The following is a 25,314-nucleotide window of genomic DNA, read 5'->3' as shown; positions in this document are numbered from 1 at the left end:
TCTAAACGAAATAATATTCCTAGAAAATCACTGGATTATCGAACACCTTTGGAAGTATTTTTGAGTTACGTAAGTATTGATGATCTGTCTAACTTAATTTGACAATTAAGAAAAATAATAAAACGCGATAGTTCACAGTCATTCCTCCTTTTTTCCACCCTACAGTATAAAAAAGAAAAATGAAGAACACGAATTTTATGCTTGTACATAACCACACAATCCCTTTGCTTACCTAGATACCTGTCGTTTTTTGTTGTCAGAGTGAATCAGTGCTTTTTCCTAATTGTTCAACAAAAAAGGCCGTTACCTGATCCATGGTCTCTCCACGAACTAAATGTCGTTCTTCGCGAGAGATAAATGTCAGATTCGCTTCTGGATTCCCTTGCACAAAGGTTTCTACATCGGCGTAAGGGATTTTCTCATCTTCCGTCCCATGCCAGAACAACAATGGACGTCCAGCTAGTTTTTCTGGTTGCGTCTGGAGATCATAAGCTTCGATCCATCCCAGTAGCAACTGATAGTCATCTGGGACAAAGAAACCTGCAGCACCCGCATGTTTCTGGATCCGTTCACGGTAACCGATCATCGATGGCGAGCCCATCACACACGCAGCAGCGGTGATCTCCGGATGTTGGGATAGCAAGCCGCAAGTCGTCATCCCTCCCATTGAAACGCCTCCTACAGCGATTTGCCTATTTACCAAGCCTAGATTTTCAAAGAAATCCACCAAATAAGAAAACTCAAATAAGTTGGTATGAATGCTTTGCCAGAAAATCAATGAAGGAATCTCGGATAGTTGGGTCTTTCGTTCGCCATGATTGGCGGCATCAGGTAAAATCACACGAAAGTTTTCCCGTGCTAGTTTTCGACCTTGCGTCAGTACCAATTCTTTACTCGTTTGCCAACCATGATAATAAATGATCAACGGCAACGGTTCATAGATCAAATGTTCTGGAACGACTTCCAATACTGGGATATTCCCGATTTTTCTTTTACGAACTGCAATTTTCATCTCTTTCCACCTCTGCTTAAGTATACGCATTCTGCTCTTACCTGCCAAATAATCCCTTCAATCACAAAAAAATCACACCAATGTTTTGGTGTGATCACATGTATCAGGAATGTAACACAGCTTCTCGTGCTAGTGCCAGACAGCCTAATGTTCCTGCATTGTCTTCTAATTCAGGTGTCACGATGTAGTCTGCAACTGCTGGTGTTTTGACATAGCCGTTGACCAATCGTTCAAAAGCTTGATGAACCTTTTCCACCATGTGACGCTGCTTCATTACGCCACCACCAAAAATAATGACATCCGGTGAAAGCATCAATGTAGTGTTGTAGGCGCATTGCGCGATATATTCAGCTTCGATGCTCCAGAAAGGCTCATCTTCAGACAGTTCCTGTCCTTTCTTTCCTAAGCGTTTTTCAATCGCTGGACCTGCGGCCATCCCTTCGAGACAGTTGCCATGAAATGGACAGCTGCCTTCGAATAAATCATCAGGATGAGGCACTACCAGCATATGTCCCATCTCCGGATGGCTGAATCCCTCAACAAAGCGGCCATCTTGTAATGCACCGCCGCCAACACCGGTGCCGATCGTATAATAAACTACACTGGATAGTCCTTTTCCTTTACCGAAAACATATTCCCCATAAGCTGCAGCATTGACATCTGTGGTCCAAGCAATGGGGATGGGAAAGGCTTGTTTCATCGTACCTACAAAATCAAAATTCTGCCAAGCTAATTTGGGTGTGGAGGTAATGTAGCCATACGTTGCGGAATCTCGATGGATATCGATTGGGCCAAAGGAACCAATACCGATCCCCACTAACTGGTCTTCATACTTTTTGAAAAAATCGATCACTAATGCCATTGTTTCTTCTGGTGTGGTGGTGGGAAAACTGACCCGTTCTTTAATGGTCATTTCTTCCTCACCAATCGCACAAACAAATTTTGTACCGCCTGCTTCTATCGATCCGTACATCTTTTCGTCTCCTTTTCCATCGTTGCTTTCATTTTCTGTTTAAGTACTGGCAGAACTCGCAGCTGCACCATCATCGGCTTTTACGCGATCGATGGCAATGACGAGACAAATAATCAAGTCCTCCAGATCTTCCTCATAAACCGTTACTTCATAGGTATCCCCCCATGAGATCCATCGTTTATGAATCTCAGCAATTTGACGTCCCTGTCGATTGACGACAAAGTCCATGTCCCACCAATTCCCCTGAATTTCAATTCCTTGGGCATGGATGGAATAACGCGCTTTGAAAAGCGTGAATTCTTTTTCTAGAACAATTGCTTCTTCTCCATGTACCTCAACAAAAAACTTGGGCAATAGACTAAACACTTTCTTTGTGACTTCACCGATTTGCTGTTGTCGTTCATCATAAATCGCAAAGCTTTTAGGAATCTTCATGAAACTCCCTTCGACAAAATAGCGCGGCTTTTGCTGCTCATCCATGACAGTAAATTTTTCACCGATACTGAAGACTTTTTGCTTGATGTAAAGTTTTTTCATTTGATTACACCGCCTTTTCTTTCACATCGCCTGTATTGATCACAGGTTGAGTGCCTTTGTCAGTAATGATCGATACGAGTAAATTGTTGATCAATTGGACTTTTCGATCGTCAGTAAAGTTAATATCCTGGCCATCTTCGATCTGTTCCAAGGCCATTTGTGTCATGGAGACCGCTCCTTCAACAATGATTTGTCGTGCCGATAAAATTGCTTTGGCTTGCTGACGCTGCAACATGGCACTAGCGATCTCAGTGGCATACGCCAAGTGATTCAACCGCGTCTCGATCACCTCGACACCGGCTACCGCTAAACGCTCTTGCAGTTCTTGTGCCAGTTCTTCAGAAACTTCATTGGTATTGCCTCGCAAAGTCAAATCATCATCATTAAAAGTGTCATAAGGATACTGGGTAGCGATATGGCGAATCGCTGTTTCACTTTGGATCTCAACAAAATCTTGGTAGTAATCGACATCGAACAATGCTTTGGCCGTATCTACGACTCGAAAGACGACGACTGCTGAGATTTCGATCGGATTGCCATCAGAATCATTGACCTTCAATAAAGAGCTATTGAAGTTACGGACTTTCAGTGATACATTGATTTTCTGTGTTAGCGGCACAGTCACAAAGAGTCCATTGTCTTTAATGGTACCTAAATATTGACCAAAGAAAAGAATCGCTTTCGCTTGATTCGGCTGCACAATCGTCAATGAACTAATGAACAAGATAGCGATGATCCACAACACGACACTGATGACTAACTCCCAAACCGCATTGCGGACAATCCCATCATAAAAGAGATAGCCGCCGCCGATCATTAAGGCGATCAAGACGATCAGTGCTAAGTAACCGTTAACATGAAACGTTTGTTTTTCTTTCATCTTTACTCCCTCATTTCTTTTAATACCATATTACCTTTGTTCACAAAAGACTTCAATTCTTCTTCTCATTTTTTTAACCCCTTTCATAGACCTGCGATCATACTATTTTGCAATCAACCAAATTCCCGCTACAATGAAATGAGAGTCAATTGACAAGAAAGGGGTATCCAAATGGCACAAAAAATTTCATTAGAAAACGTAAAATGGTCATTAGAAGAAATCATTCAGACTGTTGGGACTGATCTATCTTCTGTTGTCGAAATTCAAAATCAAGAAGGAATCGATGTCGTGGTGATTGCCAAAGATGAATGGCAGCACCTCTTAGAACTACTCGATGCGCGCCATGCACAAGGCTATCGAATCGATCAAGAACTGCCAACGGATATATTGATTGACGTTGCTGATAGCGACAACGAATACCAACAAACAGCTGAACTAGAGATGGAATTACCGGAACGTGTCCATCCAGCACCAGACTTTGAATTAGACTCAGAAGAAATCGTTGAAAGCGATGATGTGCTGGATTAAGCTGAAAAAATAGACTACTGTGAAAAATCTTCCCCTAAAAATAGCATCCATTCGACCAATAGCCGAGCAATGTCGGAATACTTCCAGACTTTTCAGGTCATGTCGCATTTGCGGCATAGTTGACGTATTCTAAACATTGCTCGGCTCTTTATTATAAAAAATCGCGTGCTTTAATTTTTTGTACGATTGCTCACGTGCTTATGGAGTTCCGCCTAGCACGCAATCAATCAACTGACTTGTTTTTCCGATCTGCACCGGAGGATGCCACGATCGTTTTTAAGCGTTCGATCGCCGCTTGTAGTTCAACGCGTGCTTCTTCTTCTGGTTCTAGTTCTTCGCATTGCTGTAAGCGTTCTAGCCATTGTTCGGGTTCTTTGATGCCTAATTGTCCAATGGCCCAATAGGCTGTTCCACGGATGACAGGTCGGACGTCTTCTGTCGCACACCGCCAGATGGCTGGCAATGCGGTGCGATCTCCCAGATTTGCTAAGGCAATGATCGCATTACGCTGCAATGGTTTCTTCCCGCGCCAAGAACCAGATAAATGCCCAAACTGATTCTTAAAAGCTTTATTTGATAAAGAAAGCATTGGCTGCAACTTAGGATAAACGGTTTCTACTTCCGGTTCCATTTCCTGATGAAAATGGAAATCCTTGCCTCGATTGTAGGGACAGACCAACTGACAAATATCACAGCCATAGATGACATTATGCATCTTTTTACGATATTCCTCAGGCATCATGCCTTTTGTTTGTGTCTGATAGGAAAGGCAGCGCTGTGCGTTCATTCGCCCATCCCCTAAGAGCGCTTTTGTAGGACAGGCAGTAACACAGCGCATACAATCCCCACAGCCAAAGGGTACCGCTTCATCTGTTTCGAAGGAAATATTGGTGACGATCTCGCCTAAATAAACAAAAGAACCAAATTCTTCCGTGATCAATAAGCCATTGCGGCCAATAAACCCCAAACCAGCACGCTGTGCAACTGCCACATCCACCAGCTCACCGGTATCCACTTGCGGGGCAAACCGCCAGCTTTCTGCTTCTTCCAGATTCTCTGCTTGCGCTTTGATAAACTGGATCAATTTTTCTAAGCGATCACGTAAAATATCATGGTAATCGATCCCCCAAGAGGCGCGGGCAAACATCCCCCGTTTCTCATCTCGCGGCACTTTCTCTTTGATTTTTGTCGGATATGCCAGAGCGATCGCAATGATTGTTTGCGGATTTTCAAAGGTTCTTTCTGGATATATCCGCTCTTCGATCACTTGATGTTCGAAACCAGATGTATGGCCTTTCGCGCGCTGCTCCCTCAACGAGGACTCTAATTCATAAAACGGTTCAGCAGAAGCAAAGCCGATTTTATCAATACCTAAACGCTTGCTTTCTGCGATGATTTTCTCTTTTAAAGACATGATATACTCCTATCCAACATGTGTTCATCAGACCTTCGTCTTTGCTTTTTCTATTATACGAGACCACTTCCGATTAGTCGAATCGCTGCCCTCAAAAAATTCAAACAAAAAACTACCTAAACGCTCGGCGTCTATCTCCCAGTCTTTTTAGGAGATCAGCTGCCTCAGCATTCAGATAGTTTTCCTTGAATACCCCTCCATACAGCGCATTTCTGAGCTATCTAGAAGGGAGATCGTTTGATTGTATTATTTTTGTTACACCTATTAAACGTTTACCAACTAGCTTTTTTTACACCTGGCAATTTGCCTTCATGTGCCAATTGTCGAAAAGTGATCCGTGAAAGACCAAATTTACGCATATAGCCCCGTGGACGACCATCAGTCATATCCCGATTCTTCAAGCGATTCGGATTAGAATCTTTAGGCAATTTTGCTAAAGCTTGGTGATCTTTTGCTTGTTTCAATTGGTAACGGATCTCTGCGTATTGCTCGATCATTGCGGCTTGTTTTTTTGCTTTTGCTTGTTTTGATTTTTTGGCCATTATTTTCTCCTTTGTTTTTTCTATCCATCATTCTAAAAAGAAAAGAAATCAGCTAGCAGAGTCCTCCATTTTCGATTCAAAAACAACAAATCGAAATCATTACTATTTGAGCATTATGACTATATCAAGTTTCTGGGAACAAGTCAATGAAAAGCCCCTTCTTTCGAACAAACCGCTACTGTTTTTTAAGATTTCAATTATTTTTTCATCATTTCTTGCAATGACTTCTTGGCATGCTAGACTAAACAAGGAATCTGAAAGAAATGGAGAATTATATGAAGCAAATAGATACGGGACTTACCTCAGAAGAAGTCACACAACGAACCGAACAAGGCCAACACAACGATTATGAAACAAAAACATCGAAGTCTACGACAGCAATTTTTAAGGACAATATCCTCACATTGTTCAATTTGCTGAACTTGTTGATTGGTGTCTGTCTTCTAGCAGTTGGCGCCTATTCCAATTTATTTTATCTGGTAATCATTTTGATCAATATCACTGTAGGGATCAGTCAAGAGATCCATGCTCGAAATCTAGTCAAAAAACTCTCGATCATCGCCCAACAAGAAATACGTGTGATACGAGATGGCGTTACACAGTCGGTGGATGCCAAATCCCTGGTCCTTGATGATCTTGTTGTCATTGGTGCAGGAGAACAGATTCCAGCCGACATGGTGGTTTTATCTGGACAAGCCGATGTCAATGAGTCGATGCTGACAGGCGAAGCCGATCTCGTCGTCAAAGAAAACGACGCGACTCTCTTATCTGGCAGTTTTGTCGCCAGTGGAGAGGTCACTGCAAAAGTGATCCGCGTAGGAGCAGAGAATTATGCGGCAAAATTAAGCAATGAAGCCAAAACACATAAACCGCTGCGTTCAGAGCTAGTTTCTTCGATTCGCAAAGTCACAAAATTCACCAGTCTAGTGATTGTTCCATTAGGGGTGATCCTATTTCTACAAGCTTATTTATTTCGTGGCAGTGACTTAAAAGAAGCAGTGATCGTTTCGTCTGCTGCTTTATTGGGAATGCTGCCTAAAGGACTCGTCCTATTGATCAGCATTGCTTTGACCACGGGTGTCATCAAACTAGCCAAAAAAAGGATCTTAGTCCAAGATATGTACGCGATCGAGACACTGGCCCATGTCGATACCCTCTGTTTAGACAAAACCGGCACATTAACGGAAGGTCGATTATCCGTCGAATCGATCCAGCCAATCGATGACACCCAAGATATAACGGCAATCTTAGGCAGTTATTTGGCTGCCAGTACCGACAACAATGTGACGATGCAAGCGTTGCGCCAAACCATCACCGGATCTGAGCATTACCAGTCCTTTGCATCAATGCCATTTTCTTCTGATCGAAAATGGGGTGCTATCGCATTTCACGAATTAGGGGCAGTCTATCTAGGAGCACCTGAAAAGACGATCGCCAACCAACAGCTGCCGCAAATTCAAGAAGCGCAATCGGCTGGTTTAAGAGTCCTCGTCTTGGCTCTTGATCCTCATTATAACGACGCCAATCAGCCCTTTGATCCAGCAAAGGCTGCCCCGCTGGCAGTACTTGTTCTTGCTGATGTGATTCGGGAAAATGCAGAAAGCACATTGGCCTACCTGTCTGCAGAAGGAGTGGACTTGAAAGTGATCTCGGGTGACAATCCGATCACTGTTGCAGCCATCGCCAAACGCGCCGGATTGCCTGATTCCGAGAACTATATCGATCTTTCCCAACTAACAGAAGAAGCAGACGTTCGTCAAGCTGCCCAAACCTATACCGTTTTTGGGCGAGTGACGCCTCAGCGAAAGAAACTGCTAGTTTCTGAGTTGAAGGCACTAGGCAATACGGTCGCCATGACTGGAGACGGCGTCAATGACGTGTTGGCACTGCGTGAAGCCGATGTCAGTATCGCTATGGCTGCTGGGGACAGTGCGGCTCGTCAAATCGCGAATCTGGTTTTATTAGATTCCGATTTCACGACACTGCCAGCAGCACTCTTTGAAGGTCGCCGTGTCGTTAATAATGTGACGAAAGTATCTGGGATCTTTTTTATCAAAACGATCTACAGCTTCCTATTGTCCTTACTATGTGTTGCCACTTCTACGGCATTTCCTTTTATTCCGATCCAAATCACATTATTGGACCTGGCGATTGAAGGATATCCTTCCTTCTTCCTTTCCTTTGAAGAAGAAAAAAAGCGAATCACCGGCCGTTACTTGCCTACCGCATTGCTGCGAGCGTTGCCGAGCGCACTTTTGGTGCTTCTGAATTATTTCGCTGTACAGTTCCTGCAAACTGACTATGGCTGGGAACCAATGACCGCAACTACATTGTTCTATTATCTGCTGATCGGCATCAGTTGTTTAGCTGTGATCCGCAGCTGTTTGCCGCTAAATCCATTGCGCTTATTTTTGATCGTAACCACGATTAGCGGAACATACATCGCCGCAATGCTCTTCCATCACATTTTAGAAGTAGGCTTTTTGACTAGCATCACCTTGCCAATCTTTGTTGGATTGATGGCGATCAACTGCTTATTGCAGTGGGGGCTATCTGCCCTTGCAACACAGATCACCCGCCGGCTAGAGCAAAACGCTACGGCTTGATCAATGGAAAAAAATGATTCCGGACAACTATGATAAATTCTCCTAATTAAGGATATTTATTTGTAGTTGCTCGGTTTTTTTATCTGTTCTTCAATTATTTTCTATTTATATAGTGGAGCAATCGTCATCCATGCAAGTTTCACAAAATTTGTTATACTTTTAGTGAAGGCGGTTTCGTCTACTGCCGCTGAATCTATTTAAGAAAGCGTTGGTGAATCGAAATGAAGAAAAGTATTTTACTTGTTTCTCACAGTCAACAACTGACAGACGGACTGAAAGCCATGATCGAAGACATGTCGGACAGCGAAACAGTCACTCTTTTTTCATTGGGTGGAACAGCTGAAGGCGAATTAGGGTCTGATCCGACAAAAATCGTTGAAGCGGTCAATCAGTCTCCGGATGCCGAACAGATTCTCGTTTTTGCTGATTTGGGTAGTGCCATACTAAACGCAGAGCTAGCCTATGATATGTTGGAACCGGAACAGCAAACCCGCTATCACTTGATTGATGCACCGCTTGTAGAAGGTGCTTTTGCCGCAGCAATCACCGCTGGATTCAGTGATGACCTATCCCAGATCACAGCAGAAGCCCAAAAAGCAGCTGAGAAAGGATGGAAACAATAATGAAAAAAATAATCAATGATCCTTCAGCGATCGTCGAAGAAATGCTAGCTGGTCTGGTTGCCAGCTATCCGCAACTGGTTCATCAAGTCGAAGACTCCCGAGTCGTAGCAAAAAACACCACCCACGAACAAGTTGGCTTAGTCTCAGGCGGAGGCAGCGGACACGAACCGGCACACGCTGGGTTTGTTGGTGATGGTATGTTGAGTGCCGCCGTCTTGGGAGACGTCTTCACTTCTCCAACACCAGATCAGATCCTGACTGGGATCAAAGAAGCCGATCAAGGGCAAGGCGTGCTTTTGATCGTTAAAAACTATACGGGAGATATCCTAAACTTTGAAATGGCCAAAGATATGGCTGAGATGGAAGACATCACTGCTGAAATCGTCGTCGTAGATGATGATATTGCCGTCGAGAACAGTACCTATACTGCTGGAAAACGAGGCGTGGCTGGAACCATTCTCGTTCATAAGATTTTGGGTGCTTTTGCTCGTCAAGGACGTTCATTAACTGAATTAAAAGAATTAGGTGAAGCATTAGTTCCGACCATCAAAACCATTGGTGTTGCCTTAAAAGCAGCAACCGTTCCAGAAGTGGGTAAACCTGGTTTTGAATTAGCAGATGATGAAATCGAGTATGGCGTGGGAATCCATGGAGAACCTGGTTATCGCCGGGAAAAATTGAAACCATCGAAAGAGCTAGCCAAGGAATTGGTGGACAAAATTTTAGCTGATTATGAACAAATACCGAAAAAAGTTGGTGTCTTGATCAACGGCATGGGTGGTACACCGCTGATGGAACAATTCGTCTTTGCCAACGATGTACAGAAATTGCTCGCAGACAAAGACATTTCTGTCACATTCCATAAAGTCGGCAACTATATGACCTCTATCGATATGCAAGGTCTATCATTGACCATGATCGATTTCAGTAACAACGATGCGACGGATGCGCTCAACGAACCTGTTGAAACGATTGCTTGGTAAAGGAGGAATTTTCAATGCAAATGACAACAGAGATGACCCAACAATGGTTAAATGCATTTACAAAAGCCATTGAGGAAAATAAAGGCTATTTAAGTGATCTAGATACCCCTATTGGTGACGGCGATCACGGCAACAATATGGCTCGCGGCGTCGCAGCCTATCAAGAAGCATTCGCAAAACAACAGCCTAAAACAATCACAGACACATTCAAAGTACTCTCGATGGCATTGATCTCTAAAGTTGGTGGTGCTTCAGGTCCACTTTATGGCTCAGCATTCATGAACATGACCAAAGCTACAAAAGAACTAGAAACAATTGATTCGTATGAACAATTAGGAAGCATCATCGAAGAAGGGCTTAATGGGATCAAAGCTCGAGGCAAAGCAGAATTCGAAGACAAAACGATGGTCGATGTCTGGCAACCCGTTGCCGCAGCGTTAAAAAACGGCAGTCTGACTAAAGAACAAATCGAGGAAGCCAAAGAACATACAAAAGACCTAGTCGCTAAAAAAGGCCGTGCTTCTTATTTAGGCGAGCGGGCAATCGGACATATCGATCCAGGTGCCGCTTCCAGTGCATTGTTGTTTGAAACGCTTGTTGCAACGATTGGATAAAGATCCTCATTCCACTTAGGAAAGGCGATACAAAAAACCGAGAGATCTCTTGCGATTCTTGAAGATAAACAAGAATCTGTGCTTGAGACCTCTCGGTTAGTTTATTTTTCTAAGAAATAGTCAACGCCATTATTGCAAAATAGCTTGAGAAACTAGTGTACAATATTGCAACATGCCATCAGGATTTGGATGAACTCGATCTTCATAGAACCACTCTTCATGTTCATTACTTAAATCATACCAATCGATCAATGTCATATTGTCGTATTTAGCAGCCATTTTCTCCAGCATGCTGTTGACCTCATTTTGCCATCTTTGCGTAGGTACCCGCACATTGATCCAATAGACTTTGCGATCGCCAATTTCTTTCATCAAATTATCGAATTGGGTTTCTGTAAAGGACCCATTCGTTCCTAGACCGATCAATACCGTATCTCGTAACAAATCTTTTTCTTTCAACGCTTTGATCAGTTCCGGACTCTCATACAATTGTCGTCCCACATCCCCATCAACGACAGCTTTGGGAAAAATTTCTTGCAAGTCGGCAGTGGCATCCAGCATAACAGAATCACCAAAAGCGGTAATTTCCAGCTCTTCAGCCTTCTTCACCTGGGCTTCTGTCAACCCATATTTTTCCATTACTGATTGTTCGGCTTCCGTTGCCTTTGAAGAATTGTCTCCTGTACTTTCTGTATCCGAGCCATTCGCATTTTTTTGTGTCTGTTCTGCCGCTTTTTTATTGGCAGCAATATTTTCTTTTAACTGCTGCTGTTGCGCATCTACATAATTCACCGGAGCGGTAGCTATTCCATAAAGAGCAACTAAGGAAACAAGCAGTCCTGGAAGCAGCCAAGGTTTTTGTCGACTGATCACTGGTTTACTAAACCAATTGCGCACCGTGCGGAAAGTATCTTTGTAGTGAAATTTCCGCAACGGATTTTCGATAAACCGATAGGACAATTCACTGATCAAGAGAATCAATACAATCTCAATCAATGTATGCAGGAGAACATTTTCGCCGACATTCCCAATCTTTGCTTCATAAAAAATCATCACAGGGAACTGATACAAATAAATCCCATAACTCCGCTTGCCGATGTAACTGAATAACGGATTTGTCAGCCAACGGTTCAGACTAGCTCCAGGATGGGCAGTGACCGCCACCAAGATCGTACAAAGCAAGCTGACTAGCAGCATTCCTCCGTAATAAACAAAGGAAAGATGATCATCTAGCACAAAAAATGTTATCACTAAACCAATAAAAGAAAGACCACCAGCTAGGTTCAATACCCGCTTCGCTTTCTTCGGAATTTCTTTTTTTAAATGGGTGCTGGGCCAAATGAAAGCCAGCGCACTTCCCATCCAAATCGAAAACAAACGCGTGTCGGTACCATAATAAACTCGAGTAGGGTCTGCCCCTGGTGAATACCAGATCGCTAATAAAAGAGCCGAAAGTAACGAGCAGCCGATCACGATTTTAAAAATCGTCCCACGATTTTTGACTAACTTCATCAATAAAATAAAGAGTAACGGCCAAATCAAATAATTCTGTCCTTCAACAGCCAAAGACCATAGATGCGTAAAGGGAGATTCATTGCCGAATCGGTCAAAATAAGAAAGACCGTGATTGATCTGCCACCAGTTGTTGACATACAAGAGACTGCTGACGACGACTCCCCGCAGATTATTCAGTAAATTCCGCTGGAACAATGTAATATAGGCAGCAGACAGAAGCAGCATCACCACCATGCCAGGATACAGTCGTTTCATCCGGCGGACATAAAAATCTTTGACAGCAATACGACCGTTCTGGTCCCACTCCTGTCGAAGCAAATCGGTGATCAAATAACCAGAAACTACAAAAAAAACAGGAACTCCTAAATACCCGCCTCGCATTTGAGTAGGTAATAAATGATATAAGATAACGCCGATCACGGCTAATGTACGGATACCGTCGAAACCAGTGATATAGCGGCTTGTTTTTAACCGTTTGTTCATTCTCCAACCACTTTTCTTTTTTTTGATCAACTGTTTTCGTAAGAAACAGTCAATGTGGAACCATTAAAAAATAATGACCCATTTCTTCATAATTTACCAGATAAAGCAACAAGAAAGCTAGCAAGAATACTCTATTTTCTAAAAAAATTAATTTTTACAAAAAGAAAAAAGCATTTCATCACGAAACGCTTTGATTCAAGCTCTCCTATAATTCTTCTTCATAAAAACGACCCAATATTTGTACATTTTCAGCAATACTGACAAATGCCTTGGGATCTGCTTCTTTCATGGCAGAACGTAACATCGGCAACTCGAAGCGTGTAACGACAGTCAATAATACTGTCTGTTTATCATGCTTGTAGGCTCCTTCTGCTTCATTGATGATCGTAATTCCTCGGCGCAGACTTTTCTGGATCGTATGGATGACTTCTTCAGGAATTCTCGTAATAATCGTTACCTGCATTTTCTTTTGCTTGGTAAAAACAGCATCGGTGACTTTACCACTGACAAAAATCGCAATGGCACTATATAGCGCATACTGCCAGCCGAACAGGATGCCCGCAGCAAACATGATGGCAATATTGAAAAAAATCGAGATGGACCCGATGGTTTTCCCCGTACGTTTCCGGATCGCGATACTTACAAAATCGAGGCCGCCAGAGGAAAGTCCGCTTTTTAGCGCATAACCAATACCGGCTCCGTTGATGGCTCCCCCAAAAATCCCGCAGATCATCGGATCTGTCGTCAGTGTTTCTTCTGGAAGAATCTGTACGAACAAAGATGTTAGGACTACAGTAATTCCTGTGAAAATCGTAAATTTATGACCAATCTTGAACCAGCCGAGAAAGAAAAGCGGAATATTCAGCAACAATAGGGCGACTGAGACGGGGATATAGAATCCAAGCCAATCCGTGGAAACGGTGGTCAAAATTTGAGCTATCCCTGTGATCCCGCTAGAATAGATTTTGCCGGGTTGATAAAAAAAATTGACTGCGATCGCCGATAAAATGGCGTAGACGATCGAAAACGATAATTTGTTGGCATAATCAGGGTGTGGCAGCCATTTAAAGAGGGTATTCATTTCATTCAAGAGCCTCGCTTTGTTGATTTGCTCTTATTATACTTCAGATAGTAAAAAAAGAAACGAACAATGAAAGAAATAGACAAATTCTCATGGAATTTTCTTAATCGTCTATTTTCATTCATCATTCGCTCGTTTGTTCTTTACTTGTTCATTTCTTTTTACTTAGTCTTCTTCAACTGTCGTGACATCAATATTCAATTCGAACAATTGCAGCGGCGCCACTTTACTTGGCGCTTGTGACATTGGATCGGCGGCTTTCCCGTTTTTAGGGAATGCGATCACTTCACGGATGTTTTCTTCACCAGCCAGCAACATCACTAAACGATCCAAGCCTAGTGCGATTCCGCCATGTGGTGGGAACCCATAGTCTAATGCCGTCAGCAAGAAACCAAATTGTTCTTCCATTTCACGGCGAGAAAAACCAAGGGTTTCAAACATTTGTTCTTGAACATCCCGCTGATGGATCCGGAGAGACCCACCGCCAAGCTCGTAACCGTTCAAGACGATATCATAAGCTTCCGCATACACTTTTGCAGGATCAGTTGCCAACAAGGGTACATCTTTTTCTTTAGGCATCGTAAATGGATGGTGAGCAGAGACATAGCGGCCAGCTTCTGCATCGTATTCAAATTGTGGCCAATCTGTTACCCATAAGAAATTGAACTTGCTTTCATCGATCAAGCCTAATTCTTTTCCTAACTTGCTGCGGATTGCTCCTAAAGCCGCCGAAACGATCTCAAACTTATCCGCACCAAACATTAGGATATCGCCCACTTCTGCATTCGTAGCAGCAATGATCGATGCTGCAGCGTCAGTCAAGAATTTTGCGATTGGTCCTTTTAAGCCATCTTCTTCTACTTTGACCCATGCTAACCCTTTCGCACCAAACTGTCCTGCGTAATGTCCCAAATTATCCATATCTTTTCGGGAATATTTATCCGCAGCACCTTTCGCATTCAATGCTTTCACCACACCGCCATTTTCAAGCGCCATTTGGAAAACTTTGAAATCAACATCTTTAACGGTTTCGGACAAATCAATCAATTCCATGTCAAACCGAGTATCTGGCTTGTCGCTGCCATAACGTGCCATGGCATCATCGTAAGTCATTCGCGGAAACGGCGTAGTTACTTCTAGCCCTTTGACTTCACGCATGACATTGACTAACAGTTCCTCCGTGTAAGCTTGAATCTCTTCCGCCGTCAAAAAGGTTGTTTCAATATCGACTTGGGTAAATTCAGGCTGACGGTCTCCCCGCAAGTCTTCATCCCGGAAGCAACGGACGATTTGATAGTAACGATCGAATCCAGCACCCATCAATAATTGTTTGAAAATTTGTGGCGATTGTGGCAATGCATAAAAATGACCAGGGTAAACCCGGGAAGGAACGAGATAATCTCTGGCGCCTTCTGGTGTTGATTTCGCTAAATAAGGGGTTTCGATATCTAGAAAGTCATTGGTATCCAAGAAATGACGAATCACTTGTGTCGTTTTTGCCCGCATCATGATATTCTTAGTCATTTTGGGACGGCGTAAATCCAAATAACGATATTTCAACCGCGTTTCGTCTCCTACAATTTGATCATCTTCGATCGAAAATGCAGGTGTTTTGGCTGTATTCAAAATAGTGATCTCGCTGACCATCACTTCATAGTGCCCGGTTTTCATCTTAGGATTGATTGCTTCCGGTGCTCGATTGATGACTTGACCTGTCACTTCTAGCACATACTCGCTGCGGCAAGTATCTGCAATCGCCCATGCTTCTTTGGATACTTCCGGATTAAAGACAACTTGCACGATCCCTTCTCTGTCCCGCAAATCAATGAAAATCACTCCGCCTAAGTCACGACGTTTTTGGACCCAGCCTTTTAAAGTAACGGTTTGATCTAAATGGGCTTCTGAGACGCGCCCACAATATACTGTACGTTTGCTCATTCTTCTTCTCCTTGCTTGATTAAGATTGTAGTCATTTCATCATAGATTTCATCAAAATGATCATACAGATCGGCTAACTTAAATTGTTTCTCGATCCGGCTTGCCATCGATTTGATGTTGATCACTTGTTCAGCTAATTCATTTTCACCTAGGGTCAGCACCAAACGCGCCCCTTGCTTATCTGCCGATTTGAACTGCGCTTTTGCTTTCCGATTCATAAAATCACGATCTGCCGAAAAGCCAAAATTACGGATCGCCTGAACGACTTTCAATGCTTCCAAATTGGTTGCTTCTCCTAGACCAACAACATAAGCATCTAATTCGTTCAATGCTGGAATAACGACTTCTTCTGCTTCCATTGTGATCAATAGACGTTCTAAGCCCATCGCAAAACCGAAACCTGGCGTTTGTGGGCCGCCTAATTCTTCGACCAGATGGTCATAGCGTCCACCCGCACAGATCGTAGCTTGCGCCCCCATTTTTGGCGCTTCACTCATAATCTCAAAAATAGTATGGGTATAATAATCCAGTCCCCGGACCATATTTGAATCAATCTCATAAGGAATGTCCAAAGCATCCAACATCGTGATGACTGTTTCAAAATGGGCTTTAGCTTCCGGACTTAAATAGTCCAAGATCGAAGGAGCATCCGCAACGAACTGTTGATCTCGTTTGTCTTTACTATCTAAAACCCGCAGTGGATTCTCATGCAGACGACGTTTTGAATCTTCACTTAATTCTGCTTCATGAGGCGATAAATAATCAATCAGTGCTTGACGATAGTTCTTACGCGTTTCTTTATCCCCTAAAGAGTTAATCACTAATCGAAGTTGACTTAGCCCTAATTGTTTAAAGAAATCCATCGCCATCGCCATCGTTTCAACATCTGTCGCAGGATTTGCGGAACCAAATGCTTCTACACCGATTTGATGGAATTGACGTAAGCGACCTTTTTGCGGCCGTTCATAGCGGAACATCGGTCCAATATAAAAGACTTTGTAAGGCTTGTTGTATTCAGGTCCGAAAAGTTTATTTTCAACATAAGAACGAGCAATCGGCGCTGTGCCTTCCGGACGCAATGTCACATGGCGCTCTCCTTTGTCATAGAAATCGTACATTTCTTTTGAAACGATGTCGGTTGTATCACCAACGCTTCTAGCAATCACTTCAAAATGTTCAAAAATCGGTGTGCGGATTTCATTGTACTGGTAATCACGAAAAACCAAACGGGCTGTTTCTTCAACAAACTGCCATTTTTCGGATTCTCCTGGTAAAATATCATTGGTGCCTTTTGGACGTTGATAACTCATCTGTTTTCATCCTCCTATTGTGGGTATCTTCGATCGATCAAAAACGATCGTATGTATTCATTACAACTATACTGATTTGATCCATTGTGGGAAACGATTTTCTGTTCATCATCTGCTCGTCTACTCTGCGTTACGCCTACCGTCGCTTCTAAGCTGTCGCTAAGAAGGACTTGCATAGTCTTCGACCAGTCGCAGTGATTCGGAAAGCGGTGACTACTCTCCCTCCGGTCGCCTACTACTGTTCATCATCTGCTCTGCCCTGCTTCGCAGGTCAATCGCAGTGATTCGAAAAGCGGTGACTACTCTCCCTCCGGTCGCCTACTACTGTTCATCATCTGCTCTGCCCTGCTTCGCAGGTCAATCGCAGTGATTCACAGCAAAAAACTCGCCCTTGTTTTCTACACAAGGGCGAGTTATTACACGCGGTACCACCTAAAATTCGAGAACTTTCATTCTCCTTTCGATTAACGCTCGTTCACGGAACAGCTTTTCTTCTGTTCATCTCCAGATTGTCTTTCCGACATTTGTCCTAAACTGCTTGCAGCCATGGCAGTTTTCTCTTTGAAGGTCCAATAATGACGTACTCGATCTTTCACAGATTTTTGATATTATCTATAAACTACAAGAATCCTTTGGAAATGTCAAGCTGTTTCATAGGCTTTTTCAATACTTATGAATATCGTTTTTCAAGTTTTTCCTTTACACTAAAAGAAGAGATTAGAAGGAGGAATTGCTTTATGACAGATGTTCAAATCGGCAAATCACAAGTCTATGTACGCTCCCTTGGCTTAGGTGCAAATGCCATCGGCGGCCACAATTTATTTCCAAATTTAGATGAAGAAGAAGGCAAGGAAATTGTGCGGACGGCGCTGCGCAATGGGATCAATTTGATTGATACTGCCTATATTTACGGTGAAGGTCGATCAGAAGAACTGATCGGTGATGTCTTGCAAGAAGAAGCGTTCGATCGCAATCAAGTCATCATTGCCACTAAAGCAGCTCATCGACCAGAAGAACCAAACAAAAAAGATAATTCGCCGGAATTCCTGACCCAAGCCGTTGAAGAAGCTTTAACACGCTTAAAAACCAACTATCTGGATATATTTTATATTCATTTTCCAGATGAAACCACCCCTAAAGAAGAAGCGATTCGCGCATTGCATCAACTGAAAGAAGCTGGCAAAATCCGTGCGATCGGTGTCTCCAACTTCACACTTGAACAATTAAAAGAAGCCAATGCCGAAGGGTACGTTGATGTTGTGGAAGATGAGTACAGTTTGATCCATCGCCAAGCTGAATCAGAACTTTTCCCTTATTTAGCTGAACATTCAATCAGTTTTGTTCCGTACTTTCCACTAGCATCCGGGTTGTTGACTGGAAAGTACACACAAGAAACGACCTTTTCAAACGACGATATCCGTAGTAAAAAGCCGGACTTTCAAGGTGATCGCTTTAAAAAAATCGTATCGGCTGTCGACCAATTGCGACCAATCGCTGCCTCTTATGATGCAACGATTCCTCAACTTGTGTTGGCTTGGTACATGAAAAATCCTGCAGTTGCAGCAGTTATTCCAGGTGCAAAACAAGCCAGTCAAGTTGCTGACAACGCGCAGGCATTGGATATCCATTTATCCGCAACCGATTATCAAGCGATTGATCACCTGTTTGCTGAATTTAAATAGTCCCGAAACAAGAGAAGGCACTTTGCATTTCTCTTGTTTTGTATTATGCTGATGAAAACAGTTATGAAAAGGAGCAACCCTGATGTCCTTATATTCCGGCTATATCCGCCAACCTCATTACTATGAAACCGATCAGATGGCAATCATTCACCATGCAAATTACATCCGTTGGTTCGAAGAAGCACGAGTAGATATGCTCGCCTTTTTACAATTGCCATACCATAAAATCGAAGAAGCGGGTTTGATTGTTCCCGTTCTTGAAGTCAATGCACAATACAAGGAAATGATCCGTTATGAGGATCAAGTACGCATCGATGTGCTCGTCGATCATTACACCGGTACTCGACTTGATTTTCGTTATGAGATTTATAGAACTGACAACAATCAGTTAGTCACAACTGGCGCTTCCAAACATTGTTTTTTGAGTAAAGAGACCTATCGCCTAGTCCATTTGAAGCGCAGCTTTCCTGAGATCCATCAAGTATTTTCAGATTATGCGACATTATCGGCTGCCTCGAAAAATTAATCTCGAGACAGATTAATTGCATTTAGAGCACTTTTTTGTATAATCAAAGGTAATTTTTATGGGAGGATGATGACAATGTATGTTGTTAAAGTCTTGCATGGTTACATTGGCAAAGATGGTCGTCGCACTCGTGAAAAAATACCTGACAAGTTGTGGATTTTTGAAGATCGGAAGCAGTCGGAAGCCTTTGCAGCAAAAATAGGCGGAAGAGTCAAACCTCTCACAGAAGTAAAGCCAAATCAATAAAAAGCAAGACAGCGAAAGAACGCTTACTGGCGTAAGTTTCATTATTCGCTGCCTTGCTTTTTTTATTGCTTATCGCTTTTGCTAGTCATCTTGTTCAGTTTCTAAAATTTCTCCTGTTTGCGCATTGATTTTAACATTTGTTTTTTTGTTGCCGTCTTCAACTTTGACTTCCCAATAAGTCACATTCATTTCTTTATCAAGATCCCAATCTGTTGCTTGTCCACCGCCAGCTTCTTTCACAGCACTATCGGAAATCTCTTCCAATGAAAGCAAGTTGGTCAGATCCAATTGATCGGCTTCTTTTTTGACACCGTTTTGTTCGTCCGCATCTAGTTTTTCGGTTCTTTCTTCAGAAGTTTCTTTTGTTTCTGCATCGATCTTTAGTTCAAATTCATTCGTGTCGTCTACGCCTTCAACTTGATAGAAGTACTTACCAAAAGAAGTATCCAAGTCAAGCGATGTGATTGCTGCATCTGGATATTTGTTTTGGAACACTTGGACGGCTTCTTCTACTGTCACTGTAGGCAAACCGCCATTTGCGATGGCTGCACTGCTTGAAGATCTGTCCACAGCTTGCGAAGAAGTTGTTTCATTTGATGATGCGACTGCTGAGCTTGAACTGCTGTTTTGTGCAGGTTCAGAATTTCCAGTGTTATTTTGTGTACATCCTGCCAATAATCCTAGGGCAGCGATTCCGAACAAAATTGTTGTTTTTTTCATGTTTCATTTCTCCAATTAATTGTCTATTCCTTTTTTCTATATATTTAGAATAACAAGTCCTTCAGAAAAAAGAATCAAAAATGCTTGAAGAAAATCTAAAAAAATCTTCATCTTTCTCTTTCACTTGGGAAATCAATTTTAAAGACACTGCCTTGCGGCTGATTATCCGTGACGGTAATTTCAGCATGATACTTGTTGGCCAGCTGCTTTACCAGTGATAATCCGATTCCTGAACCGGAAATTTGACTGGAACGAGAATCTTCCACTCGATAGAAACGCTCAAAAATCAACGCTTTCTTATCATTGGGGATCCCAATACCAAAGTCGGCAACGGTTAGAGACAAGTGCGTTTGATCTTGTGTCAGTCTCACATGAATGGGCTGATCTGCTGGTGAATACTTCGCTGCATTTTCTAAAAGATTTTGGATGATCTGTTGGAAGTCACGTTTGTGCCCTTGCTTCCTACACTGGTTTTCCACAAAATATTCAATCGATTGCGGAACGATCGTTGCTTGTTTTTCACATTCTTCTCGCACGATCTGCGAGACATCAACGAGACTTATTTCTTGGGTTTGGTTTTTTTCCAAATCCAGCAGTTGATTACTCAATGTTTCCAAACGCTTCGATTCTTTATCGATAAAGGCCAGTGAAGAAGGAATGACTTCTGGGTGTTTGGTTCCACGCCGCTGGATCAATTGGACATGTCCGCGAATCGCGGCTAAAGGTGTCCGCAGCTCATGAGAAGCATCGGCAACAAACCGTTTTTCTCGCGCGATCGTCTCACGCTGTTCTTTCAGTAGTTTATTGAAAGCCAACGCCACAGAACGAATCTCGATTGGTTCTTCAACAATCGTCAATTCGCCTTTTTGGCTTTGTTCGATTTCAGCAATTTCTTGCGCCATCCCTGTTAATTTCCGGCTCCATTTCCCAACGCTCCAATAAATCAATATACTGCCAACGACTACAGCGATCAGGTTCAAGAAACTGCTGATCATAAAGAGACCATAGGCTAATTCCACACTGTCCTCACCATTGATGGCGATCTTCACCTGATCCCTATCGATTTCTTGGGTTTTCGTATAATAGATACCATCATCTGTAAAGACGATGCCCTCCAAAAATGGGATGATCCGTCCTTGATTGATCTCGGCAAAAATCTCTGCTGCATCTTCTGATAAAATGACACTGCCATCAGCTAAGATCACTTGCAAGGCATCTTCTTCATCTGCCGAAACATAGGCATTGACTAGATCATTCCAGTCATCCCCTGAAGCTTCCCCGTTTTCGATAGCCTCAAGAATATTGCTCGCACGATTTTCGATATGTTCAAACAAATACCCTACGGATAACAAGATAAACAATACATTGAAGAGAATCAACAGACCAAATAGAATCAAAGAAAAGCGGCTCGTTAATTGAAACTGGGCAGTTTTTCTGCGTGGGTTGGCGAACTTATTCTTCATGGGCGGTCCTCAACACATAGCCTAATCCCCGAACAGTTGCGATCATTTTCCCTTTACCGCAGACATCCAGCTTGTTGCGAAGGGTGCGAATATAAACATCTACCACATTTGTTTGACCATCGTATTCATACCCCCAAATCTCATTCAATAGCTCATCTCTGGTTTTGACTACTTCTGGTTCATTCATCAACTCATATAAGATTCCAAACTCTTTAGGAGTCAATTCAATGGTCTCTCCGGCAACCTGGACCAAGTGTTTGGCGATGTCCATCATCAACTCGCCTACCACCAACTGATTTTGTTGGTTCTTTTGCTGTTGGGCTTCCCGCTGCAACCGTCGCTCAATCACGCGAATCCGGGCAAACAGTTCTTCGATTTCAAAGGGCTTCGTTAAATAATCATCTAGGCCAACGTCAAGACCAGTCACGACATCGGCAGTTTGATTTCTGGCTGTCATCATCAAAATCGGAATATCGCTTTCTTTGCGAATTCGCCGCGCCACCGTGATGCCATCATAGATTGGCAGCATCCAATCCAACAAAATCAGATCAAACAGATCAGTTTGCTGATTGAACAAGGTCAATGCCTCTTGGCCATCTTTGGCCCATACCGTGTCGTACCCCTCAAAAGTCAACTCAGTCTGGATAAAACTGGCTAAACTTTCTTCGTCTTCCACTATCAAGATTCTCAAGGCCATCTGCTCTCCTCCTATTTTTGCTTCTATCATAACGGATTTTGTAAAAACTTCCTAACGGATTGAAAGAAAAAGATCATGAAGATTTTTTCATGTTCAGACAAAAACGGAGTGAACCAATGCTCACTCCGCTTTTCTTTTATCCCCCATTTGTCGCTAACTGATAGGTATCAACTAACTTTCCCTGTTCGAGTTGGATCACGTAAGGGCAGGTTTCATCCAAAAACTCTTTATCATGACTGATCACGGCTAACAGATCGACTTCTTTGGCAACTTCCTGCAGCAGATTTCCGACCTCTTCCATTTGTTTCAGGTCTAATCCGCTAGTCGGTTCATCGAAAAACAACAAGCGTTTACCTGAAAGCAATGCACTGCCGATCGCGACTCGCTGCTTTTCGCCACCGGACAAAGATTGTGGATGTCTTCGCAGTAAATGCTCTAGTTCCAACAAAGTCACGACTTGTTCAAAACGTTCCGGTCTGGCAGCTTTTGCCAACAATTCTTTTTCGACAGATTCAAAAAAAAGCTGCAGGTTCACATCTTGCATAACCAGAAAACTTTCTCGCAATAACTGTTTTTGATTGATTGGTTGACCATGCAGCCAAAATTGAGCTGCTGAACATTTTTTTAAGCCAGCGAACACTTGAAACAATGTCGATTTGCCAGCACCGTTCGGGCCAATCAAACCCACGACTTGTCGCGTAGGCACAACAAGTTTCGCAATATCAAGAGCTGGTTGCTGTTGGCGTCGATAAGTGACTTGGAGATTCGTCGCAATCAGATCAGCTGAGAAACTCGCTCCCTCTGTTTCGTTGATTGCCAACTCGAACTGCGGCTCGTTGATCCGCCTTAATCCGAGATTGTGAATCTGTTGCGGGGTATGAGAAAGCAATGCTTCACTGGTATACTCTGTGACCAAGCGCCCTTCTGCTAGTAATAAGTAACGATCCGCAATCCCCGTCAAGTAGGACAATCGGTGCTCTGCAATGACGATCGTCTTCCCTTGCTCTTTCAAAAGGCGGATCGCTGCGGCAATTTTTTGTAGTGCTTCTTCATCAAGATTACTGGAAGGTTCATCGAACAAAAAGAGATCATGAGAAAGCATCGTTGCACAAGCGATTGCTACTCGCTGCTTTTCGCCACCAGACAGTTCGAAAACACTTGCATCCAACAATTCTGACAAAGAAAATTGTTCTGCCGCTTCTTTGATCCGTTTTCGTATTTCTACTGGCTCTATCCCTGCATTTTCCATTGTAAACGCCAGTTCAGAATAAACATCTGTTGTAAAAAATTGTGTTTTGGGATTTTGAAAAACAACACCGATTTTTCTGGCGTAGGCGGGAAAGTCTTCCGTCGGCAAAGAATCCCCTGCCACTTGAACAGCCCCCGTCATTTCTGCTGGATATAGTTCAGGAATCAAGCCATTGAGAACATTCAACAAGGTTGACTTACCGCTACCGCTTTGGCCGCATAACACGACGACTTCACCAGCAAAAATCTGACAAGAGACATCTTTCAATACCTGCTGGGTGCCCCGTTTAAGAGATAGTTTTTCGATGGTGATCATTCCTTCACATCCTTACAAACAAAAAAATAAGTAGTAACACAGTACCAAACACTACATAATCAGCAAGTTTCAACCGCAGTGTATAAACCGATGTATGAGGATTTTTAGCCGACAGGCCTCTTACTAACGCGGTCGCTGACAATTCTGTGGCAGTATTTTCTGCAGACATCAATAAAGGAATCAAAAAATACTCCACCGTCTGTAGAGGATGTCTTACATAGGACCAGCCGTTCAAAGCAATTCCGCGAAAGCGCATCGCTTGGCGAATACTTTTGACATCTTGCAACAATGTTGGAAAAAATCGAAACAGTACGGCCAACGGTACCAGCAAAAACGAGGGAATGCGGATTTTTTGCAAAGCAGCTAACCATTCACTGATTTTCGTCCCACTCATCGCAAATACGGCTGCCATGATCGTCGGTAACAATCGGCGATACCCTACGGAAAAGAAATCCAGCAGGGTGGTTACTATTGAATTGTTTTGCCCTGCAAAAAAACCTTCTACCAAAGACAATAATAGAAACAGCCCGAAAAACAACAATCCCTTTCGCCAGAAACCGCTAAGTAGAAACAAGATAAACAAAAAGCTGATCACAATCAACTCTTTTGTCCACGTCAATGAAATCATCAATGTGACACTTGCAAAGAATGTCACAAATAATTTGCATCTGGGGTCAAGTGAGAGCCTAGTCACATCGATCTCCCGTTTGTTTGATGCAACGTTGGTTGGAAATGTTTTTGATATAGACGAGCACCGAGGCCTATCCCGACAATCGAAGCAACCAGTACAGCGAGCCCGCAAATCACCAGCATCGCTGTGGAAGTATGAGCAAAGACCCCTGCAATATAGCTTTGGTCTTTTCCACGAGCAACTAGCGAATCAATATACGCATTTTTCATGAACCACAATGGCAAGATGGGACCCATTAAACCAAAGCTGAATACGGTATAACTAATAGTTGTCTTGAGACTTCCTTTCCACTTGCTTTTATACTGAATCGTATCTGCCAGTACTGCACATAAAATATTCGGCATAAAGGCTAGCGGAAAGTGACCTGAAATCAAAAAAAAGAGACCTACCACACTGCCCATGATGGTGATCGCGCCAAACTTTGGTACTTTATTCAACATCAATAGATAAATGACCCCAGAAAAAAGTGCTGTAACGGCTGGAATGAATAAATTATGAAATCCTGGAATAACAAACCGTAAAATCAGCAGACAAAAACTCATCAATAAAAAATAAATAGCTGTATATATCCCGACAGCAATCAGGTCTTGAACTTTTAAATTTTTCATTTCTTATGCTCCTTCTTTCAAGCACCGGTTCTTGGTGCGATTACAAGCATCTAGTATAGCACATTCCCGCGCGAAACA

24 protein-coding genes, 1 pseudogene and 1 other annotated feature are annotated in these 25,314 nt (G+C 42.8%); of the genes and pseudogenes, 9 read left to right on the top strand and 16 right to left on the bottom strand.

Going from position 1 to position 25,314, the window contains the following annotated elements; all coding sequences use genetic code 11:
- Positions 1 to 102 (top strand): annotated as a pseudogene (locus ACTFWY_RS11570) (IS30 family transposase); the annotation flags it as partial.
- A gap of 154 nt (positions 103 to 256) precedes the next feature.
- Here ACTFWY_RS11570 and ACTFWY_RS11565 read toward each other — a convergent pair.
- The 4 genes from ACTFWY_RS11565 to ACTFWY_RS11550 all read right to left on the bottom strand — a co-directional run bounded on the left by ACTFWY_RS11565 (position 257) and on the right by ACTFWY_RS11550 (position 3,402).
- Entirely contained in the window at positions 257 to 1,012 is a 756-nt protein-coding gene (locus tag ACTFWY_RS11565) for an alpha/beta fold hydrolase (protein WP_003128709.1), read from the bottom strand.
- Between the two features lie 103 nt (positions 1,013 to 1,115).
- Entirely contained in the window at positions 1,116 to 1,985 is an 870-nt protein-coding gene (gene scrK / locus ACTFWY_RS11560; RefSeq protein WP_249455688.1) for a fructokinase ScrK, read from the bottom strand.
- A gap of 39 nt (positions 1,986 to 2,024) precedes the next feature.
- Complete coding sequence (locus ACTFWY_RS11555) at positions 2,025 to 2,522, bottom strand: LURP-one-related/scramblase family protein (RefSeq protein ID WP_003128705.1); 498 nt, start codon at positions 2,520 to 2,522, stop codon at positions 2,025 to 2,027.
- 4 nt (positions 2,523 to 2,526) lie between these two features.
- Positions 2,527 to 3,402: an SPFH domain-containing protein gene (locus ACTFWY_RS11550; protein ID WP_003128704.1), complete on the bottom strand. Its 876-nt coding sequence runs from the start codon at positions 3,400 to 3,402 to the stop codon at positions 2,527 to 2,529.
- A gap of 171 nt (positions 3,403 to 3,573) precedes the next feature.
- Here ACTFWY_RS11550 and ACTFWY_RS11545 point away from each other — a divergent pair, with 171 nt between their 5' ends.
- On the top strand, positions 3,574 to 3,930 hold the full coding sequence (locus ACTFWY_RS11545) for a hypothetical protein (RefSeq protein ID WP_003128703.1): 357 nt from the start codon (positions 3,574 to 3,576) through the stop codon (positions 3,928 to 3,930).
- 223 nt (positions 3,931 to 4,153) lie between these two features.
- On the opposite strand, the gene queG is transcribed toward ACTFWY_RS11545, so the two are convergent.
- Together queG and rpsN are read right to left on the bottom strand one after the other, a co-directional pair.
- On the bottom strand, positions 4,154 to 5,344 hold the full coding sequence (gene queG / locus ACTFWY_RS11540; protein ID WP_003128702.1) for a tRNA epoxyqueuosine(34) reductase QueG: 1,191 nt from the start codon (positions 5,342 to 5,344) through the stop codon (positions 4,154 to 4,156).
- Positions 5,345 to 5,616: 272 nt separating this feature from the next.
- Entirely contained in the window at positions 5,617 to 5,886 is a 270-nt protein-coding gene (rpsN, locus tag ACTFWY_RS11535; RefSeq protein WP_021149158.1) for a 30S ribosomal protein S14, read from the bottom strand.
- 275 nt (positions 5,887 to 6,161) lie between these two features.
- Between rpsN and ACTFWY_RS11530 the strand changes: the two genes are divergently transcribed.
- The 4 genes from ACTFWY_RS11530 (at position 6,162) to dhaL (ending at position 10,712) form a co-directional block, all read left to right on the top strand.
- Positions 6,162 to 8,492: an HAD-IC family P-type ATPase gene (locus tag ACTFWY_RS11530; RefSeq protein ID WP_137264513.1), complete on the top strand. Its 2,331-nt coding sequence runs from the start codon at positions 6,162 to 6,164 to the stop codon at positions 8,490 to 8,492.
- Between the two features lie 221 nt (positions 8,493 to 8,713).
- Positions 8,714 to 9,115 carry a dihydroxyacetone kinase phosphoryl donor subunit DhaM gene (dhaM, locus tag ACTFWY_RS11525; protein ID WP_137264512.1) on the top strand — a complete coding sequence of 134 codons (402 nt, stop codon included), beginning with the start codon at positions 8,714 to 8,716 and terminating at the stop codon, positions 9,113 to 9,115.
- On the top strand, positions 9,115 to 10,098 hold the full coding sequence (gene dhaK, locus ACTFWY_RS11520; protein WP_249455687.1) for a dihydroxyacetone kinase subunit DhaK: 984 nt from the start codon (positions 9,115 to 9,117) through the stop codon (positions 10,096 to 10,098). Before dhaM ends, dhaK begins: the two co-directional genes overlap by 1 nt.
- A 14-nt stretch (positions 10,099 to 10,112) precedes the next feature.
- Positions 10,113 to 10,712 carry a dihydroxyacetone kinase subunit DhaL gene (gene dhaL / locus ACTFWY_RS11515; protein ID WP_003128682.1) on the top strand — a complete coding sequence of 200 codons (600 nt, stop codon included), beginning with the start codon at positions 10,113 to 10,115 and terminating at the stop codon, positions 10,710 to 10,712.
- Positions 10,713 to 10,841: 129 nt separating this feature from the next.
- On the opposite strand, the gene ACTFWY_RS11510 is transcribed toward dhaL, so the two are convergent.
- The 4 genes from ACTFWY_RS11510 to hisS form a co-directional block, all read right to left on the bottom strand.
- Positions 10,842 to 12,710, bottom strand: coding sequence for an acyltransferase family protein (locus ACTFWY_RS11510; RefSeq protein WP_096711010.1), 1,869 nt, complete (start codon positions 12,708 to 12,710; stop codon positions 10,842 to 10,844).
- Between the two features lie 205 nt (positions 12,711 to 12,915).
- Positions 12,916 to 13,791, bottom strand: a complete 876-nt coding sequence (locus ACTFWY_RS11505; protein WP_005472693.1) for a YitT family protein — start codon at positions 13,789 to 13,791, stop codon at positions 12,916 to 12,918.
- 165 nt (positions 13,792 to 13,956) lie between these two features.
- Entirely contained in the window at positions 13,957 to 15,729 is a 1,773-nt protein-coding gene (gene aspS / locus ACTFWY_RS11500; protein ID WP_003128677.1) for an aspartate--tRNA ligase, read from the bottom strand.
- Positions 15,726 to 17,039 carry a histidine--tRNA ligase gene (hisS, locus tag ACTFWY_RS11495; protein WP_003128675.1) on the bottom strand — a complete coding sequence of 438 codons (1,314 nt, stop codon included), beginning with the start codon at positions 17,037 to 17,039 and terminating at the stop codon, positions 15,726 to 15,728. The genes aspS and hisS overlap by 4 nt, the downstream gene beginning before the upstream one ends.
- A gap of 401 nt (positions 17,040 to 17,440) precedes the next feature.
- Positions 17,441 to 17,644, bottom strand: a binding site (T-box leader).
- 132 nt (positions 17,645 to 17,776) lie between these two features.
- Between hisS and ACTFWY_RS11490 the strand changes: the two genes are divergently transcribed.
- The 3 genes from ACTFWY_RS11490 to ACTFWY_RS11480 all read left to right on the top strand — a co-directional run bounded on the left by ACTFWY_RS11490 (position 17,777) and on the right by ACTFWY_RS11480 (position 19,493).
- Positions 17,777 to 18,721, top strand: a complete 945-nt coding sequence (locus ACTFWY_RS11490) for an aldo/keto reductase (RefSeq protein WP_005472695.1) — start codon at positions 17,777 to 17,779, stop codon at positions 18,719 to 18,721.
- An 82-nt stretch (positions 18,722 to 18,803) separates the two neighbouring features.
- Positions 18,804 to 19,247, top strand: coding sequence for an acyl-CoA thioesterase (locus ACTFWY_RS11485; protein ID WP_003128673.1), 444 nt, complete (start codon positions 18,804 to 18,806; stop codon positions 19,245 to 19,247).
- A gap of 75 nt (positions 19,248 to 19,322) precedes the next feature.
- Positions 19,323 to 19,493: a hypothetical protein gene (locus ACTFWY_RS11480; RefSeq protein ID WP_005472698.1), complete on the top strand. Its 171-nt coding sequence runs from the start codon at positions 19,323 to 19,325 to the stop codon at positions 19,491 to 19,493.
- 81 nt (positions 19,494 to 19,574) lie between these two features.
- On the opposite strand, the gene ACTFWY_RS11475 is transcribed toward ACTFWY_RS11480, so the two are convergent.
- From ACTFWY_RS11475 to ACTFWY_RS11450, 6 genes are all read right to left on the bottom strand, one after another.
- Positions 19,575 to 20,213 carry a PepSY domain-containing protein gene (locus ACTFWY_RS11475; protein WP_029487279.1) on the bottom strand — a complete coding sequence of 213 codons (639 nt, stop codon included), beginning with the start codon at positions 20,211 to 20,213 and terminating at the stop codon, positions 19,575 to 19,577.
- A gap of 107 nt (positions 20,214 to 20,320) precedes the next feature.
- On the bottom strand, positions 20,321 to 21,676 hold the full coding sequence (locus ACTFWY_RS11470) for a sensor histidine kinase (RefSeq protein WP_003128670.1): 1,356 nt from the start codon (positions 21,674 to 21,676) through the stop codon (positions 20,321 to 20,323).
- The gene (locus tag ACTFWY_RS11465; protein WP_096711011.1) at positions 21,666 to 22,373 is read right to left on the bottom strand and encodes a response regulator transcription factor; all 708 of its coding nucleotides are present in this window, start codon (positions 22,371 to 22,373) and stop codon (positions 21,666 to 21,668) included. The genes ACTFWY_RS11470 and ACTFWY_RS11465 overlap by 11 nt, the downstream gene beginning before the upstream one ends.
- 136 nt (positions 22,374 to 22,509) lie before the next feature.
- Positions 22,510 to 23,937, bottom strand: coding sequence for an ABC transporter ATP-binding protein (locus tag ACTFWY_RS11460; RefSeq protein ID WP_005472705.1), 1,428 nt, complete (start codon positions 23,935 to 23,937; stop codon positions 22,510 to 22,512).
- Between the two features lie 4 nt (positions 23,938 to 23,941).
- The gene (locus ACTFWY_RS11455; RefSeq protein WP_003128666.1) at positions 23,942 to 24,631 is read right to left on the bottom strand and encodes an energy-coupling factor transporter transmembrane component T; all 690 of its coding nucleotides are present in this window, start codon (positions 24,629 to 24,631) and stop codon (positions 23,942 to 23,944) included.
- Positions 24,628 to 25,236 carry an MptD family putative ECF transporter S component gene (locus tag ACTFWY_RS11450; protein ID WP_003128664.1) on the bottom strand — a complete coding sequence of 203 codons (609 nt, stop codon included), beginning with the start codon at positions 25,234 to 25,236 and terminating at the stop codon, positions 24,628 to 24,630. Before ACTFWY_RS11450 ends, ACTFWY_RS11455 begins: the two co-directional genes overlap by 4 nt.
- Positions 25,237 to 25,314 lie beyond the last annotated feature (78 nt).

This window comes from Enterococcus sp. 125944, assembly GCF_051909435.1.
GTDB lineage: Bacteria > Bacillota > Bacilli > Lactobacillales > Enterococcaceae > Enterococcus_D > Enterococcus_D gallinarum.
Note: the sequence above shows the minus strand (reverse complement) of the source record. Positions and strands in the feature narration are given on the sequence as shown.

What these genes read in the sequence shown, in the direction of transcription:
- ACTFWY_RS11565 (WP_003128709.1), bottom strand. Translation starts at nt 1,012, where the DNA reads ATGAAAATTGCAGTTCGTAAAAGAAAAATCGGGAATATCCCAGTATTG.
- scrK (WP_249455688.1), bottom strand. Translation starts at nt 1,985, where the DNA reads ATGTACGGATCGATAGAAGCAGGCGGTACAAAATTTGTTTGTGCGATT.
- ACTFWY_RS11555 (WP_003128705.1), bottom strand. Translation starts at nt 2,522, where the DNA reads ATGAAAAAACTTTACATCAAGCAAAAAGTCTTCAGTATCGGTGAAAAA.
- ACTFWY_RS11550 (WP_003128704.1), bottom strand. Translation starts at nt 3,402, where the DNA reads ATGAAAGAAAAACAAACGTTTCATGTTAACGGTTACTTAGCACTGATC.
- ACTFWY_RS11545 (WP_003128703.1), top strand. Translation starts at nt 3,574, where the DNA reads ATGGCACAAAAAATTTCATTAGAAAACGTAAAATGGTCATTAGAAGAA.
- queG (WP_003128702.1), bottom strand. Translation starts at nt 5,344, where the DNA reads ATGTCTTTAAAAGAGAAAATCATCGCAGAAAGCAAGCGTTTAGGTATT.
- rpsN (WP_021149158.1), bottom strand. Translation starts at nt 5,886, where the DNA reads ATGGCCAAAAAATCAAAACAAGCAAAAGCAAAAAAACAAGCCGCAATG.
- ACTFWY_RS11530 (WP_137264513.1), top strand. Translation starts at nt 6,162, where the DNA reads ATGAAGCAAATAGATACGGGACTTACCTCAGAAGAAGTCACACAACGA.
- dhaM (WP_137264512.1), top strand. Translation starts at nt 8,714, where the DNA reads ATGAAGAAAAGTATTTTACTTGTTTCTCACAGTCAACAACTGACAGAC.
- dhaK (WP_249455687.1), top strand. Translation starts at nt 9,115, where the DNA reads ATGAAAAAAATAATCAATGATCCTTCAGCGATCGTCGAAGAAATGCTA.
- dhaL (WP_003128682.1), top strand. Translation starts at nt 10,113, where the DNA reads ATGCAAATGACAACAGAGATGACCCAACAATGGTTAAATGCATTTACA.
- ACTFWY_RS11510 (WP_096711010.1), bottom strand. Translation starts at nt 12,710, where the DNA reads ATGAACAAACGGTTAAAAACAAGCCGCTATATCACTGGTTTCGACGGT.
- ACTFWY_RS11505 (WP_005472693.1), bottom strand. Translation starts at nt 13,791, where the DNA reads ATGAATACCCTCTTTAAATGGCTGCCACACCCTGATTATGCCAACAAA.
- aspS (WP_003128677.1), bottom strand. Translation starts at nt 15,729, where the DNA reads ATGAGCAAACGTACAGTATATTGTGGGCGCGTCTCAGAAGCCCATTTA.
- hisS (WP_003128675.1), bottom strand. Translation starts at nt 17,039, where the DNA reads ATGAGTTATCAACGTCCAAAAGGCACCAATGATATTTTACCAGGAGAA.
- ACTFWY_RS11490 (WP_005472695.1), top strand. Translation starts at nt 17,777, where the DNA reads ATGACAGATGTTCAAATCGGCAAATCACAAGTCTATGTACGCTCCCTT.
- ACTFWY_RS11485 (WP_003128673.1), top strand. Translation starts at nt 18,804, where the DNA reads ATGTCCTTATATTCCGGCTATATCCGCCAACCTCATTACTATGAAACC.
- ACTFWY_RS11480 (WP_005472698.1), top strand. Translation starts at nt 19,323, where the DNA reads ATGTATGTTGTTAAAGTCTTGCATGGTTACATTGGCAAAGATGGTCGT.
- ACTFWY_RS11475 (WP_029487279.1), bottom strand. Translation starts at nt 20,213, where the DNA reads ATGAAAAAAACAACAATTTTGTTCGGAATCGCTGCCCTAGGATTATTG.
- ACTFWY_RS11470 (WP_003128670.1), bottom strand. Translation starts at nt 21,676, where the DNA reads ATGAAGAATAAGTTCGCCAACCCACGCAGAAAAACTGCCCAGTTTCAA.
- ACTFWY_RS11465 (WP_096711011.1), bottom strand. Translation starts at nt 22,373, where the DNA reads ATGGCCTTGAGAATCTTGATAGTGGAAGACGAAGAAAGTTTAGCCAGT.
- ACTFWY_RS11460 (WP_005472705.1), bottom strand. Translation starts at nt 23,937, where the DNA reads ATGATCACCATCGAAAAACTATCTCTTAAACGGGGCACCCAGCAGGTA.
- ACTFWY_RS11450 (WP_003128664.1), bottom strand. Translation starts at nt 25,236, where the DNA reads ATGAAAAATTTAAAAGTTCAAGACCTGATTGCTGTCGGGATATATACA.